At 34.4% G+C, this 15,738-nt stretch carries 16 protein-coding genes; 14 read left to right on the top strand and 2 right to left on the bottom strand.

Annotation, left to right across the window (positions count from 1 at the left end):
* The first annotated feature begins 223 nt into the window (after positions 1-223).
* From R2R35_RS00960 to R2R35_RS24620, 7 genes are all read left to right on the top strand, one after another.
* Complete coding sequence (locus R2R35_RS00960) at positions 224-547, top strand: ArsR/SmtB family transcription factor (RefSeq protein WP_317732632.1); 324 nt, start codon at positions 224-226, stop codon at positions 545-547.
* A complete protein-coding gene (locus R2R35_RS00965; protein ID WP_331670299.1) occupies positions 525-2,207 on the top strand; it encodes an FAD-dependent oxidoreductase in 1,683 nt (560 codons plus the stop codon). Before R2R35_RS00960 ends, R2R35_RS00965 begins: the two co-directional genes overlap by 23 nt.
* Positions 2,208-2,296: 89 nt before the next feature.
* On the top strand, positions 2,297-2,644 hold the full coding sequence (locus R2R35_RS00970) for an ArsR/SmtB family transcription factor (RefSeq protein ID WP_317732633.1): 348 nt from the start codon (positions 2,297-2,299) through the stop codon (positions 2,642-2,644).
* 13 nt (positions 2,645-2,657) lie between these two features.
* A complete protein-coding gene (gene arsB, locus R2R35_RS00975; protein ID WP_317732634.1) occupies positions 2,658-3,722 on the top strand; it encodes an ACR3 family arsenite efflux transporter in 1,065 nt (354 codons plus the stop codon).
* Positions 3,723-3,740: 18 nt separating this feature from the next.
* Positions 3,741-4,136: an arsenite efflux transporter metallochaperone ArsD gene (gene arsD / locus R2R35_RS00980; protein WP_317732635.1), complete on the top strand. Its 396-nt coding sequence runs from the start codon at positions 3,741-3,743 to the stop codon at positions 4,134-4,136.
* 68 nt (positions 4,137-4,204) lie between these two features.
* Positions 4,205-5,932 carry an arsenical pump-driving ATPase gene (gene arsA, locus R2R35_RS00985; protein ID WP_317732636.1) on the top strand — a complete coding sequence of 576 codons (1,728 nt, stop codon included), beginning with the start codon at positions 4,205-4,207 and terminating at the stop codon, positions 5,930-5,932.
* Positions 5,933-6,071: 139 nt separating this feature from the next.
* A complete protein-coding gene (locus R2R35_RS24620; RefSeq protein WP_442872308.1) occupies positions 6,072-6,257 on the top strand; it encodes a leucine-rich repeat protein in 186 nt (61 codons plus the stop codon).
* Here the strand turns inward: R2R35_RS24620 and R2R35_RS00990 are convergent.
* Entirely contained in the window at positions 6,228-7,211 is a 984-nt protein-coding gene (locus R2R35_RS00990; protein WP_317732637.1) for an alpha/beta fold hydrolase, read from the bottom strand. The two genes, R2R35_RS24620 and R2R35_RS00990, sit on opposite strands and share 30 nt — an antisense overlap.
* 17 nt (positions 7,212-7,228) lie before the next feature.
* Entirely contained in the window at positions 7,229-7,996 is a 768-nt protein-coding gene (locus R2R35_RS00995; protein WP_317732638.1) for a hypothetical protein, read from the bottom strand.
* 203 nt (positions 7,997-8,199) lie between these two features.
* On the opposite strand from R2R35_RS00995, the gene R2R35_RS01000 reads away from it, so the two are divergent.
* The 7 genes from R2R35_RS01000 to R2R35_RS01030 all read left to right on the top strand — a co-directional run bounded on the left by R2R35_RS01000 (position 8,200) and on the right by R2R35_RS01030 (position 15,712).
* Positions 8,200-8,721: a TetR/AcrR family transcriptional regulator gene (locus R2R35_RS01000; RefSeq protein WP_317732639.1), complete on the top strand. Its 522-nt coding sequence runs from the start codon at positions 8,200-8,202 to the stop codon at positions 8,719-8,721.
* A gap of 83 nt (positions 8,722-8,804) precedes the next feature.
* On the top strand, positions 8,805-9,314 hold the full coding sequence (locus R2R35_RS01005; RefSeq protein ID WP_317734865.1) for an oxidoreductase: 510 nt from the start codon (positions 8,805-8,807) through the stop codon (positions 9,312-9,314).
* Positions 9,315-9,529: 215 nt separating this feature from the next.
* The gene (locus tag R2R35_RS01010; RefSeq protein WP_317732640.1) at positions 9,530-10,108 is read left to right on the top strand and encodes a TetR/AcrR family transcriptional regulator; all 579 of its coding nucleotides are present in this window, start codon (positions 9,530-9,532) and stop codon (positions 10,106-10,108) included.
* A 105-nt stretch (positions 10,109-10,213) separates the two neighbouring features.
* A complete protein-coding gene (locus R2R35_RS01015) occupies positions 10,214-11,215 on the top strand; it encodes an NADP-dependent oxidoreductase (protein WP_317732641.1) in 1,002 nt (333 codons plus the stop codon).
* Between the two features lie 615 nt (positions 11,216-11,830).
* Positions 11,831-12,673, top strand: coding sequence for a nitroreductase family protein (locus tag R2R35_RS01020; RefSeq protein ID WP_317732642.1), 843 nt, complete (start codon positions 11,831-11,833; stop codon positions 12,671-12,673).
* Positions 12,674-13,087: 414 nt separating this feature from the next.
* Positions 13,088-13,774, top strand: coding sequence for an AlkZ-related protein (locus tag R2R35_RS01025; protein ID WP_317732643.1), 687 nt, complete (start codon positions 13,088-13,090; stop codon positions 13,772-13,774).
* 1,314 nt (positions 13,775-15,088) lie between these two features.
* The gene (locus R2R35_RS01030; protein ID WP_317732644.1) at positions 15,089-15,712 is read left to right on the top strand and encodes a hypothetical protein; all 624 of its coding nucleotides are present in this window, start codon (positions 15,089-15,091) and stop codon (positions 15,710-15,712) included.
* The last annotated feature ends 26 nt before the right edge of the window (positions 15,713-15,738 follow it).

Here is a 15,738-nt window from a genome sequence, read left to right on the forward strand (position 1 = left end):
GTTCTTACGTTGTTTCCATACAAAAATGACTCTGCATACGATGAATATTGTTGTAATGAATGTTGGAGTAGAAGAAAACCTTGCTGTATTCGTTAAAACTTAAAAACTAATTGTCTTTCGATAGACTGCAATGGCAGTCTATTTTTTTATTTATTCATATTGACATATATCGATGTGAATAATATAATAAACATATCGATAAGAATAGATATGAGGTGATACTATGGATAAAATATATGAATATGAACAAAATGCTACTGTATTTAAAGCCTTGTGTGACCCCAATAGATTAATGATAATTGATCTGTTAAAAAGCGGAGAAAAATGTGCTTGCGATTTATTAGAGGTAATGCATATCTCCCAATCAACTTTATCTCATCATATGAAACTTTTATGTGAGTCGGGATTAATTAATTGTAGAAGAGAAGGTAAGTGGATGTATTATTCGCTTAGTCAAAAAGGATTTGCGAAAGCAAATAGTTTATTACAAGAAATCATGCAAGCAGCTGTATTACTTGATATGGATGTATCCTGTGATTGCGACTAATGAAAGAGGAATAGTAATGCGTATTATTATCATTGGCGCCGTAGCTGCTGGGGCATCCTCTGCAGCGAAAGCCAGAAGAAATAGTGAAGAATCAGAAATTATAATATATGAAAAGGATAACTTTATATCTTACTCCGGTTGTGGAATGCCTTATTATATAGGGGGAGAGATTGAAAGTGCTGATGCACTGACTCCGCGTGACCCTGCTTTCTTCAAAAGTAAATATAACGTTGATATTTATACACTACATGAAGTTTTGTCGATCCATCCAGATGAGAAAAAAATAACAATTAGAAATCTTTTAACAGATGAGGTGTTCATTGATCATTACGATCAATTAGTACTTGCAACAGGGGCAAGAGCCGTAATTCCTCCAATAAAAGATACTGACTTAAAACATGTATTTGCATTAAGAAATATCAATGATATGAATCATATAAAGGATTATATCAATAGTTATCATCCAGAATCTGCAGTAATTGTTGGTACAGGATTTATTGGTCTTGAAGTGTGTGAAAACCTAAGGAATCTTGGAATTAGTACAACATTAATAGAAAGGTTACCACAGGTTACGCCAGGATTAGATCCAGATATGGCTGTTTATGTTGAAGAACATTTAAGAAATAAAGATATTTCCCTTATGACAGAAATCTCTGTGAAAGAGATTTCTGAAAACTACGTTATATTATCAGATGATACAAAGCTAACAGCTGATATGGTTCTACTTTCTACGGGGGTCCGGCCAAATATTGAACTGGCAAAAGCGGCAGGTATAGAACTTGGAGAAACGGGTGCCATTAAAGTAAACAGCAAAATGGAGACCAACCGAAAAAATATTTATGCCTGTGGTGATTGTATAGAACAATTTCATGTTGTGACAGGTAAACCGGTTTACAGACCTTTAGGTTCTACCGCCAATAAAACCGGTAGGATCGCTGGCGATAACATAACAGGAGGTAATCTCGAATTTCGAGGAGTACTCGGAACTGGAATCTTTAAAATATTTGATTTGACAGTAGCACAAACGGGTCTTTCAGAACGTGAAGCTCATGAACTAGGTTATAATATAGCCGTATGCCATAATATAAAACCAAATAAACCGGAATACATGGGCGGCAAAGAAATGGTAATTAAGGGGATTGCGGATAAGGCAACCGGCAGACTTCTTGGTGTTCAAATTATTGGATATGAGGGTGTTGATAAAAGGATTGATGTATTTGTCACAGCTATTACTTTTAAAGCGAAAGTAGAAGACCTGTTCCATCTGGATTTAGCTTATGCCCCTCCTTTTTCAACAACAAAAGATCCTGTAATGTATACTGGTATGATACTCGATAATGCCATTCATAAAGGCAGACCCTTATTGACTGCACAGGAGTTGGATGAGTTGATTGAATCCGGTGAGAAGTATACTTTGATTGATGCTAGAGTAGTCACACAGTATGAAAAGAACCATATTGAATCGGCAAAGAGTATTCCACATTCAAAATTAAGAAGCGAATTACCAGAAATAGATCAAGAAGAAGTAGTAGTGACTTACTGTAATAAAGGTGTGACAGGTAATGCAGCCCAAAACATTCTCATGGGCAGAGGACTAAAAAAAGTATATAACCTATCCGGAGGCCAGAAGCAGTACAGTAAAACACAAAATAAAAAATAATATTATACGTAGCAAAAAGTATTTTGTAAGTATTTATATGATTATATGCGCATATATTCATATATCTAAGAAGCAGGAAGGAAAATACCATGGTAGAAATCTTTAAAGCCTTATCTGAAGAAAGTAGATTACGTATTCTGTCGTTGATATCGGAAGATGAATTGTGTGTCTGTGAAATTGAATCATCTCTTAGAATGACTCAATCGAATGCCTCACGTCATTTGTCAGTATTGAAAAGGAGTGGAATACTTGACAGCTATAAAAATGCTCAATGGACCTATTACCGATTAAATAAAGACTTTATCCAGGAAAACAAAGAGTTATGGGAATATCTGAGACAAAAGCTTATTAAACTTCCAACCTTTTCATCGGATCATGAAGCATATCAGAAATGTAAGGCACAAGGATTATGTAATTGTAATAAACAACCACATTAAAGGAGTTAGAGAAATGAAAAAAGAAAAAGCACAAGGTATCGGTTTTTTTGAAAAATACCTTTCCGTTTGGGTATTGCTCTGTATGCTATCAGGTATATTGATTGGACGATTTTTACCTGGAGTTCCTGAAGTATTAAACAAAATGCAGTTTGCAGGGCAAAACATCCCTATTGCAGTACTCATTTGGATTATGATTTATCCAATGATGATGAAGATTGATTTTCAGGCATTAAAAAATGTTGGTAAACATCCATTGGGTATCGTAATATCCAGCGGTAGTAGTTGGTTGATTAAACCTTTTTTGATGTTTGGGCTTGCATCACTTTTCTTTCTTGTATTATTTAAAGCATTGATACCTGCAAATTTAGCACAAGATTTTGTTACAGGCGCAGTTCTATTAGGTACAGCTCCTTGTACTGCAATGGTATTTGTATGGAGCAATCTGACGAAAGGGGATCCGGCACATACACTTGTACAGGTATCGGTAAACGATCTTCTTATATTGGTACTTTTTGTACCGTTGGTTCAATTCCTGTTAGGTGTGAACAATGTACAAATTCCCTGGGATACGCTTATATTTTCTATCGTATTATTTGTAGTAGTTCCGTTAATTGGTGGATTTCTTACACGAACTTTCATGATAAAGAAGAAAGGATTAGAATACTTCAACGAAAAATTTGTTACCAAATTTGATGGTATCACGACTTTGGGATTGTTATTTACTCTAATAATTATCTTTACATTCCAGGGAAGTATCATTTTAGAGCAGCCATTATATGTTCTATTAATAGCCGTACCGCTTATATTGCAAAATGTTATTTCAGCTACCTTTACGTATCAGATATGCAAATGGACCAAACAACCCCATAACATAGCAGCACCTGCAGCTCTGATAGCAGCTTCTGATTTTTTTGAACTTTCTGTGGCAGTAGCAATAGCAATTTTCGGACCAACTTCCCCGGTAGTGCTTGCCTGTACAGTAGGAGTACTGACTGAGGTTCCTGTTATGCTTTTACTCGTGAAGTTTGTTAATAAAACAAAACATTGGTTCCCACAACCAATAGCAAATAATCAATAAGAAAAAGGAGAATTATTAATGAAAAAATTGTCTATTTACGAACCGGCTATGTGCTGTTCAACAGGTCTTTGTGGAGTAGGCGTTGATCCAGAATTACTACGAATTTCAACCGTACTAAATAAAATAAAAAATGAGGATGGTTTTGTAATTGAGAGATTTAATCTAACTAATTCCCCACAAGAATTTATTAATAATAAAGTTATTAATGATTTCATAAATGCAAACGGTGTAGATTTATTACCAGCAATTGTAGTGGATGGTGAAATCGTGATTACTGGTAGATACCCAAGTAATGATGAGTTTGTGAATTTATTAGGCCTTTCAACAAATGTATTAGGAAGTAAGCCTAAAACTGTAAGAGCAAAGATAAAAAGGTCTGGAAGTTGCGGATGCTCTGGTGGCAATTGTTGCTAAGAAAGCATTCATAATAAGTATTATTTTGACTAATAGATATATATCTTAGTTAAAGAGAGAGGTCCCTAATGGAAATTTTTAATCCACAAGTTATTTCACTGACCCAATACCTGTTTTTTACGGGAAAGGGCGGCGTTGGTAAAACCTCCGCTGCTTGTGCAACCGCTGTTACTCTTGCTGATAGTGGAAAAAGAGTATTTCTAATCAGTACTGATCCAGCTTCCAATTTACAAGATGTTTTTAAAACTGTGCTAACCAACAAAGGTGTTGAAATTGCAGGGATACCGAATCTTATTGTGGCAAATCTTGATCCGTTACAAGCTGCAGCGGAATATAAGGAGAGTATAATTTCTCCCTATAGAGGTAAGTTACCGGATTCCGTAATAAAAAATATGGAAGAACAGCTGTCAGGATCATGTACGGTAGAAATCGCTGCTTTTAATGAGTTTTCAAATTTTATGGCAAATGAAATGTTGCAGGAAGAGTATGACTATATCATTTTTGACACGGCCCCAACCGGCCATACCCTTCGAATGTTGCAACTCCCTTCAGCCTGGAGCAATTTCATCAGTGAAAGCACACATGGTGCCTCCTGCCTTGGACAGCTTTCAGGTTTGGAGAGTAAAAAGGATGTATATAAAAGAGCCGTTGAGACCTTATCAGACAAGACTTTAACTACTTTACTTCTTGTTTCTCGACCAGAGCGGGTACCTTTAAAAGAAGCGGAGAGAGCTTCTAGTGAACTATCAGACATTGGTGTTAATAACCAGGTATTAATCATAAATGGTATGTTGCCCTCTTATGATGATAATGTTTCTGAAAAGTTTTTTTCTAAGCAACAAAATGCAATAGAAAAAATACCAGAAAATCTAAAAAAACTTAAAAGTTTTCAAATACCACTTAGGGCTTATAACATTACCGGAATAGAGAATTTAAGATCACTACTCACCTCAGATCACTACATTCTTAAGAATGAAGCTATAAATCTACCAAGTATTTTTCAGCTTAACGATATTATTGATAATTTATATCTGACGGATAAGAAAGTAATATTTACAATGGGAAAAGGAGGCGTTGGGAAAACAACCATTGCTGCAGAAATTGCATTGGGCTTGTCTGCAAAAGGCAAGAAAGTACACCTTGCTTCAACTGATCCAGCAGCACATTTAAAATTTGTTATAAGTGAAAGTAATAGCATCAGTTTAAGTCATATAGACGAACAAGAAGAGCTGATGAAATATCAAGAAGAAGTTCTTGCAAAAGCAAGAGAGACAATGTCAGAAGATGATATTGCCTATATAGAAGAAGATTTACGTTCTCCATGTACGCAGGAAATTGCTGTTTTCAGAGCTTTTGCTGAGATTGTTGAGATGGCTGATAAGGATGATGTTGTCGTCATTGACACTGCACCAACTGGGCATACCTTATTACTTCTGGATTCTACTCAAAACTATCACCGAGAAGTGATGCGTACACAAGGAGATATACCTGATTCAGTTAAAAATTTACTACCAAGACTGAGAAATGCAAATGAAACAGAGGTTATAATCATCACATTACCAGAGGTAACACCGGTTTATGAAGCAATGCGACTAGAAGAGGATCTAAAACGTGCAGAAATTGCTACAAAATGGTGGGTTATCAATGCTTCACTGTATCAATCTGGAACCTCTAATCATCTGTTAGCTACAAAGGCAAACAACGAAGTCGAATGGATTCAAGAAGTGAATGAACATACCGTGGGACATTTCGCCATTAAAGGTTGGGTACCAGATGAAATCGTATATAAGAGCTAATTTATAAGAGTAAAAATGAAATATACACAATTTCATATTTAGAAAATGAATTAAGTTTGGTTCATAGCACATAAAATGATTTAAATCTGGTTCAAAAAACAAACTATGAACCAGATTTAAATCACTAGTATAAATGAAAATGCATTTTCAAAGATTCAAGGTCTTTGAGGAAGTCATTATACCTGAAAGCATAGCATCTATTGGAAGTAAAGCATTTGCAGACTGTGGTCATTTACATAGGGTCAATCTTCCAGAAAGACAAATTTTTATTGCAAAAGATGCTTTTGAGGGAACTTTATTTTTTATTCCTACCAATAAAGCTTAAAATTGCATTAGTAACTACATCCGGACATTCTTGCTGGGGGAAATGTCCTGCACCCTTTACGATTTGCAATTTTGCATCAGGAAACGCTTCTTTTAAACCTTCTAAAGAGTCTATAGGTTGAAGCGGATCACTCTCAGCCTGCAATAATAAAACTGGCATTGTCATCTTCGCAAAATTATCCTTTTTATTTTGGATAATTTCATCCATATTTTCTTCACTGATATCAAGCCCAATATAATACTGTTGAACTGCTTTAGCAGTTCCTTTCCTACTGAACTCACCAATGGCATAATCAATAGCTTCCTTTGGTACTTCCTGTACTGTTAGATTGCTATATGCTTTTTGAACTAAAAGCCGTGCTTTACTTAATAATTTCACACCTTCCTCTGAATCTCTAAGTTTAACCAATTGCTTGGTTCTACTTAAATCCACTTCTAATCCGGCACCCTCAATGCGAACGTATATTAGCACTTTCTCTGTGTTTGTAGCTGCAATTACATCGGTTATTGCAGTTCCCCAATCATGACCGACAAGGTAATATGACTTAATACCAATAACGTCAAACAGCTTTACTGTTTGTTGTGCTATCTCTACATCAGTATTCATTCCATCTATTTTTTTATCTGATTGCCCAAAACCTTTCATATCTATTGCTATGATATGATAATCATCCGCTATAGCCAAAATTTGATTTATCCAACCATACCATGAATCGGGTACGCCATGAACAAAGACAATAGTTTCTTTCGTAGAATCACCCGCTTCTATATAATGCCATTTTAACCCTGCCGCCTCAGCAAAATGATGAGTTATAACAATATCGTTAATTTTTTCTGTTTCTCCTTCAACATTTTCCTTATTCGGCTTACCTTTTGCCCACATGCTAAACCCAATATAACTTAAACCGCCTACAATGGCGATAGAAATAACCATAATTACCAATATCCTTTTCAACCTTTACACCCCCTATATTACTCCTCAATTTTCTGATAGGAACTCCCTAAATCATCATTAATTACAAAAGCCTTACCATTCGCTTTCATAATTGAATCCTCTTTTAAAATTCTGGTACTATACTTCCATCCATCAGGTAATTTAAGCTTTGATCCAAGAGTTTCAAGATCATCAATTGTTAGTGTTGGATCTATCTGCTGTGAATAAGACTGCATTCTATATACGGATCCATCCGGAGCTATTAACTCATAGACCATGTTGCCTTTCCAGTATTCATATGTTGTCGATCGGTTTACAACATTTTCTTTATATGTCTTACCACCGACTGTACCGCTGAATATATTCGAATGCAGAACAGCACGTTGAGTCATCTCGATTCCTCCAAAATCAGCCACTTTCCCTTCAGCAGTTTGACCCGCACCGACAATATCATTTAACACCCAATACCTCGGACCATTTAATATTACTTTCTTTGCACCATATGTTTTTGCCATTTCATCAGCATCCAGCTTTTCCCACAGTTCCTGAGGCAACTCATTCGATCCCATGGTATTATAAACTTCTACATACAGCTTTGCACCTTTACAAAAAACCGGGATTATTTCTCCATAGCGTAAATCTCTTTTGTCTTTAACATCATCCATATATTGGGATTTTTCTACTTCTGGAATGCGATTTGCGAACTCCTTCATATTGCCGCCGAACAGATATATTAGCACACCTACAGCAATTAATACTATAAGAACTAAACCAATTAAAACTTTCTTCGTTAAGATATTTTTCATAATAACCTCTTTCCTGAATATTCAATTTTCGATAGGATATTCGTTAATCTGTAGTTGAAAAAACATCTCTTTGTTTTTCAACCTATCACCTTTCTTTTTTGGTTAAATGATACATTGTATCATATGTATGTGTATTATATAATGGACTTAATGATTAATCAACCCGATATCATTAACTGATACGAACGCGAGGAATATGCATCATGAAAAGAATGAAACAAATAAACGAATCAAAGGAACTGATTTTTGAGGCGTTCATGCAATTATTAAAAGAAAAAAAAGAAGAAGATATTACTTTAACTGAAATAGCTGAAACTGCCGGAGTTGGTCGAATGACAATCTACCGGCACTTTAAAGAAAAAGAAGATATCCTTCTCTTCAAAGTTCAGCAGTACTATGAAGTTGCAAGACTCCAGCTTCAGGATAAAAAACTCTCTCTGCTTGAACTCATGGAATTCAGATATAAGCTTATTTATGAGTCACCAAATATCGAACACTTTTATAAATCAAATAAGTTACAATCATTGTTTGATGCTTTTCGAACTATTTATTCTTCTGATATAATGACCGTGCTCCCTTCATTCATTGATGCCTATACAGCTGCCTTTATTATCTCAGGCATGGATGCCATCACCAATTTATGGATTCAAAACGGCAGAGTGGAACCTCCAAAGCAAATGGCACAGCTAACAGCTCAAATAATTGAAAAACATCTGCCAAAATAGATATGTTATTAAATACTATTAAATACAAACTATGTTATCCCCATATTCGTCAGTTCTTCTGTTGAAATACGGAGTTAGAAATTATTAGTGAAAATTCTAATACACGTACAGATGAATATGGTGGGTCAATAGAAAATCGTGCTCGCTTTGCACTTGAAGTAACAAAAGCAGTCGTTGATGAAATTGGGGCTGAGAGAACGGGCTTTCGTATTTCCCCTGGAACTACTCTTGGCGGACTTCAAGATGGTGATCTGGGTCCCAATCTTTATCGTTACCTTACACAAGAGTTGGCTAAATTAAATCTTGCTTATCTTCATATTGTGCATCTTGGCAATGAAGAACTGCTAAAGGATATTCGAACAATTTGGTCAAATCCCCTGTTAGTTAATAGAGCAGGACGTAAGCTGGAAGACATAGAAGTTGATATTGAAAATGGTACCGTTGATTTGGTTCCTGTTGGAGTATGGTCTTTAGCTAATCTTGATTTCCCTGAACGCCTTAAAGCAGGAGCTATATTAAATGAACCAGATACTGAAACATTTTTTGGTGCAGGAAGTAAGGGCTATACAGATTATCCTACACTCAAAGATTAAGTCATTAAAGGGATTAAAGCAATATATATGAAAAATCACAAAATTATTTAATAAGTAATATTATTGATTATTTTTAAACACATACACAAAACTTTGTACACCAGGTTACCAGATGTTAGGCAAATGGCTATTCCCTTTGCCTAACATCTGATTAATTTAAATACTTGACCATTCGTTCTATTAATGTTATGATCTTATAGACAGGAGGATGTTAAATGGGACGAAGTAAGGAATTTGAAGAAAATGCAGTTTTACAAAAAGCTATGGAAGTCTTTTGGAAACAAGGATACGAAAAAACTTCTATGAGTGATCTCGTAGAACAAATGGGAATACATCGAAAAAGCTTATATGATACCTTTGGTGATAAGCATTCGTTATATCTAAAAGTAATGGATCGCTATGGAGAATTCAGTACAGATAGATTAAAATCTGAAATTTTTAGGGCAGATACTGCATATCAGGCTATTCAATATATTTTTGACTACATTATTGAGGCAAATGATGAGAAACATTGCGGGTGTCTTTTTGTGAATGCGGCAACTGAGATGGGACCATGGGATCAAGAAGTGGTAAAAAAGTCTGAAGAAGCGTTTAGCGAAGCAGAAAATTATATTACTGAGATATTAAAAAAGGGTCGGGAAAATGGTGAATTGTTTTATAAATATGATGATGAAGTCTTAGGAGAAGTATTGCACAATGCGCTTTTGGGATTGCGTGTACTTGTTAAAACATCGGCAAGTAAAGAAAAAATGCATAACATAGCTAATTTTTTTCTAGAATTAATATGTGTCTAATTATTTGCATGAAATAGAACGGTCATTCTTAAAAATGTAAGGTAATTATTAGATTTGTTCTTAAGACATATAGTTGACTATATAAGAACTAGGAGGTTTATATTTATGAAAGCAGCACAAATTGCAAAATATACAAAGCATATTGAATTAAAAGTAAACGATATACCAATACCGGAAATCGGTGAAAATGAAGTTTTAGTTAGAGTTAAAGTGGCAGCGGTTAATCCTTTGGAAATGCTTATTATAACCGGTAGCGTTAAACTTATTCAGGATTATAATTTCCCATTGACGCTTGGTAATGAGTTGACTGGTGTGATTGAAAAAATCGGTACAAAGGTGCAAGGATTTAAAGTAGGAGATGCCATCTATTCACGTATGCCCTTAGCAAAAATCGGGGCCTTTGCCGAATATGCGGCTATCGATGCAGGTGCAATCGGTCATTTACCGGCTAATCTTGATTTTGTAACCGGAGCTGCAGCACCATTAACAGGCCTGACAGCTTATCAGGGTTTACATGAAGAATTGGAGGCAAAAGCCGGTGCTACCGTCTTTATTCCAGGTGGTTCTGGGTCATTTGGACAAATGGCCATTCCGATTGCCAAAGCTATGGGACTTAAAGTGATTGTCAGCGGGAATCCCCAGTTACGCGAGCAGATAATTGGAATTGGTGCAGATCAATATCTTGATTACACGACTGAAAATTATTGGGAGTTGCTCAGCAACATAGATTATGTGATTGATGCATTGGGATCAGATGAATTTGATCGTGAACTCTCAATAATAAAACCAGGAGGAATACTTCTTTCCTTAAAGTCTGGACCTAACAAGCGCTTTGCAGTTGATCACGGATTACCGGGGTGGAAGCAAAAGCTTTTTTCGGTTGCTGGTAGTAAATATGATAAGAAAGCTAAGAAAAAGAATATTCAGTATCGGTTCATTTTCGTTCGCAGTGATGGCTCACAATTAAAAGAGCTTACGAAAATTATTGAAGAAAACAAGATTGTACCTGCAGTGGATCCGACAGACTTCCGTATTGAAGACATTAATAAAGCTCTAAATCTTGTGATGACTGGTCATACAAAAGGAAAAGTCGTTATCAAATTTTAATGAAAGGTATTAAGAACGTTACGAAAGTCACAAATTATGATATGATACCTTCCATATTTACACTGAAAGGCATAAAAACTTATTTTTTTTTTACAAGAACAGAAAATGGGAAACAAAAGCAAAAGAATTTCCATCTCGTATCAAGGAACGTAAAGTAAGATCGAGATAAGATAATGAGTATAAAGGGTTATCGTACGCAGCTTAAATCTATTCATAAATAGGGAGTGGAAAATCCCTCTGTCTTGACTAAGATTAAACAATCAACGCTTGTGGTAAATGGAGTCAATGTTAGAATGATACCTACACAGAAATCCCATAATTTAGATTAAGGTATTCTGAATATCAAGTTAATTATGTATAAGGACTCTGGTCATGGAGGAATTTTTCAAAATTATAACTAGTTTATTAAATCAGTAATAGATTTTTTGAAATAAGTTTATTTTTGTCCATGCTTGTGTTTCGGTAAAGATGATACAGGCATTTGAATGTTTCAATTAAACTATAGTTCGATTATTTAACGTTTTGCTGTGTTAGTGAGATATATGTAATATAATTTCAATTAATGTAAAAGGTTAATTAACTTTATAATAAATATAACAAAGAGAGGTAGAAATAATGAAACTTAATATTCCAGTAGAAGAAACGATTAGAAAAAGGATAAGTGTAAGAACATATGAACCGAAAAGTTTATCAGAAAAAGACAAGGAGGAGTTAAGGAAGGAAATAAGTATTCTAACAAATCCATTTGATGCAAAGGTTAATATACATCTAATTGAAAAAGATATTGCATCAAATGGTGAAAAGCTAGGAACTTATGGAGTCATTAAAGGTGCAAAGACATTCTTAGGTCTCTCAGTTGATAAAAGTGAATTTGGACTAATTGCGGCTGGTTATCAATTTGAAAATCTGATATTATATGCTACCAATATGGGGCTTGGAACAGTCTGGCTGGCAGCGACCTTTAGTAGAGAACAATTCGAAAATGCAATGAATATTAAAAAGAATGAACTATTTCCAGCAATTTCTCCAATTGGATATGTAGCCGGTAAAAGGAGCGTTACGGAAAGTCTGATGAGAAAAACAATGAAGTCTGATAAACGGAAACCATGGGAAGAGATATTCTTTATGAATTCTTTTGAAAATCCACTTTCAAAGGAAGAAGCAAATGAGTACGTTAATCCTTTGGAATTACTTCGATTGGCACCATCTGCTACTAATGCTCAACCATGGAGAGTAGTAAAAAAACAAGGTTTCTATCATTTCTTTGAAACACACAAGAGCAATACAAAAGAAGATGAAATTATGATTAAAAAGGTTGATCTTGGAATCGGCATAAGTCATTTTCATCAGGTAGCACTAGAGAGAGGGTTAGCTGGTAATTTTGAAAAACTGACAGATTTAAAATTGCAAGTTCCTGATAATACAAATTATGTTATCTCATGGAAAATTGATAAATAATAACGCTACTAGATGAAGGCAAGAATCTTTATTTATAGTTTGTTGTAAAAGAGTAGAAGTATTGGTTTCCCTGCTGTCAATTTGACCTATCACTTTTTTTCCATAATAAAAGACTTTCTATGCTATTTTTATTTTATCATAGAAAGCCTTGAGTAAGAGATAATATATAATGAAGATGAAAATTATACTTTAGAGGTACTTTTAATATTGGCTTTTAGGTGCTTTTAACGATGAAAATGTGACAGTAAATTTTAGTGATGAATTTTGGAGAAACTTGGAATGACAAGAATTGACGTAAAATAATTTAATTATAAAATTCTTATTTAATGTTATTTTCCCATAATATGAATTTATTCATCGAGTCAATCATCGGAGAAACTTGCCTCAAACAATAAATAAAAGGAAACATGAAAAATGAAAACAGAAAACAAGAACAATATGCTTTATTCTTCAATCGAATTGGAGCAACTGGTACAGCAATATGGCTTTCTACCTTTTTTTCGGAACGGAATACCAGGTTTTTCTGTAGAGGAACATACTCCAGCTGAACTGTGGTTTATAGAAGGTGTGAATGGTCCATGGGAATGGAAAGGACCGGTCGCCAGCTGGGGGAAATGTGTTTATGGTAAGTTTTTTGATAAGAAAGCTGGTTTTATCAGCCTTGAATGGTTTACTGATTTTGTAAACTATCGGCGAGACGGGTATGATTTTGATGCCCGCTATGACGATGGGCTTGCACCACGCAAAGATAAGCACATCTTTGATACGGTTCTGGAAAAGAAGTCGCTGTTATCCAAGGAGCTAAAAGATTTATGTAACTATCGAAAAGGTGGTAACAAGGGTTTTGATACAATTATTACACGCCTGCAAATGCAGACTTACATTACGATTTCCAATTTTGAATACATGACCGATAGATACGGCAAACCATACGGGTGGGGAGTTGCCCGTTACAGTATTCCGGAATTACAACTGGGAGCCGAGGTAATTACCTCAGCTTATACCCGTACTCCCGCAGAATCCAAGGTGCGGATGTTAGCACATCTAGAAAAAACATTACCAATGGCAAATGAAATGCAGCTAATAAAAATGATAGGATAAAAAAGGTTTTCCTTGGAAATATAATGAAACCATTTCCTTTCACCTTTTGCAGATTACATTTCAGTTATAGTGGAAAGATTCTCCAAGGAAAAATATCTTATAAAGCTAAGATCCATCATTTGGCTAAATGGAAAGCTATTAATAATTTATTTATCCAAAATCAAAGCTTATACATTAAAAAAGAAGAAACGGAGTATTCCAATGATATGACGCATCTAATGTTGCTGTCCATAGGCTGTTGATTGGGCTCTTCGTAACTTCCCATTATATCTATGATTTATTATTGCAAAGAAAAATGAGTCCAAAAGCAAAACTAGTATATTATAAACGAAGACAAGAATCTTGTAGTTACTGTAAAGGTTATAGAAAAAACAAAATACATTACTTTTAACATATAATATAATAACAAACAAATGAAGAATATAAAATAATAATTTTTTATATTCTTCATTTGTTTTTGTTTTGGTAATTTAATATAACAAAACGACAAAATAATAGAGGATTATATATTTTGGTTTTAACGATAGAAGTATCAAAAACGACAAAACTAAGCCCAAAAATTTTTTTTTGGTTAAAACCAAAAAATAAACGACAAAACTATGATTATTAATTAACCCTTTAAACATAATTGTTTGAGGGGTTTTGTCGTTACTAAAATAAAAACGACATTACCACTACAACGACAATTGAAATCATCGTAGTATTGTCGTTCTATCTTTAACATATTGTAAATAAAATTATAACTAGTTTTGTCGTTTTCATCAGATAATAATGTAGCAAAAGATAATATTATAGTATATATAATTTGTAATATTATCCAAAAAGTGATATATTGGAAATACATATCATAGCAATAATGGGAAGTTCTATTTCGTAAAGCAATAGGTTTACTATGATAGTAACGAAATAACAATATGATAATAAATAAAACTTGGGTTGAGATGAAATATTGAAATAGTATTAGGTATTTTAGTAAGTGACGGTAGTATTGGTGGTGTTATTCTTATAATTATTAAGTCTTCATCCAATATTATTGTAAGGAGGTTGGAACCAAAAGATACATTAAAACTCAATAAAGAAATAGAGAAAAATAAGTCAAACCTTGATAATAAAATTTATACATTAGTAAAACAAAGTTTGATGCGGAATTCTCCATTTATAGGACATTACAGAACTATTATGGTTTATTTGAAGAGTCACATAAACTGAAAGATAAAATTTGTAAGAAACTTGCTGCTATTGGCTACAGTAAATAAAATAAATTGTGATTTATGAAAGTAATGGCGTAACTATACTAGAGAAAAAGGAGAAATTATGAAATATCCTGAAAGAATAAGATGTATGATACCAGATATAGAGGAAGCTATATCAAAATGGCCAGTAGATATTGAGAAAGATAATGTGGTGAACTGGATTCTACAATTTGATAATGAAGATTATGATTTAGGATTGAGAATAATTAAGAATTTAAATGTTATTGGTCCTAAAGACTTAGAATATTCATTAGAGGTTGCATATAGTAAGCTAATGAGAAAGGCCATTGAAAAAGGAACAAGTAGGGTGGAAAGAATTCTTGAGCAACTGCTCCAAGGCTTGAATGTAAAGGTGACCCAATACGATAACATGCAGTTTTGCTGGCGCATGGATCAGGATCCGGAACAATACGGGGAGTATCGAGTTGCACCCGCCGATGAGGAAAAAAGAAGTATGGATGATATCAGCCCTAAAGAAATCTCGAATGCAATAAAAGCCGTTGTTGAATTGCAAATTAGCCTGTCTAGAACAGATTTGATTCGAGAGACTGCGAAAGTATTTGGGTTTACTCGCATGGGTAATATTATAAAAATGTCCGTGAATCAGGGGATAAAGGAAGCTTTAAGAAGAGGCTGGATTAGCTTGTCGGATGATGGGGAAAGGGTGAGTCTGCCCGTTATGTGATGTGTTTATGTATTTGCGAAGATGCT

Source organism: Anaerocolumna sp. AGMB13020 (assembly GCF_033100115.1).
In the GTDB taxonomy this organism is placed as follows: Bacteria; Bacillota; Clostridia; order Lachnospirales; family Lachnospiraceae; genus Anaerocolumna.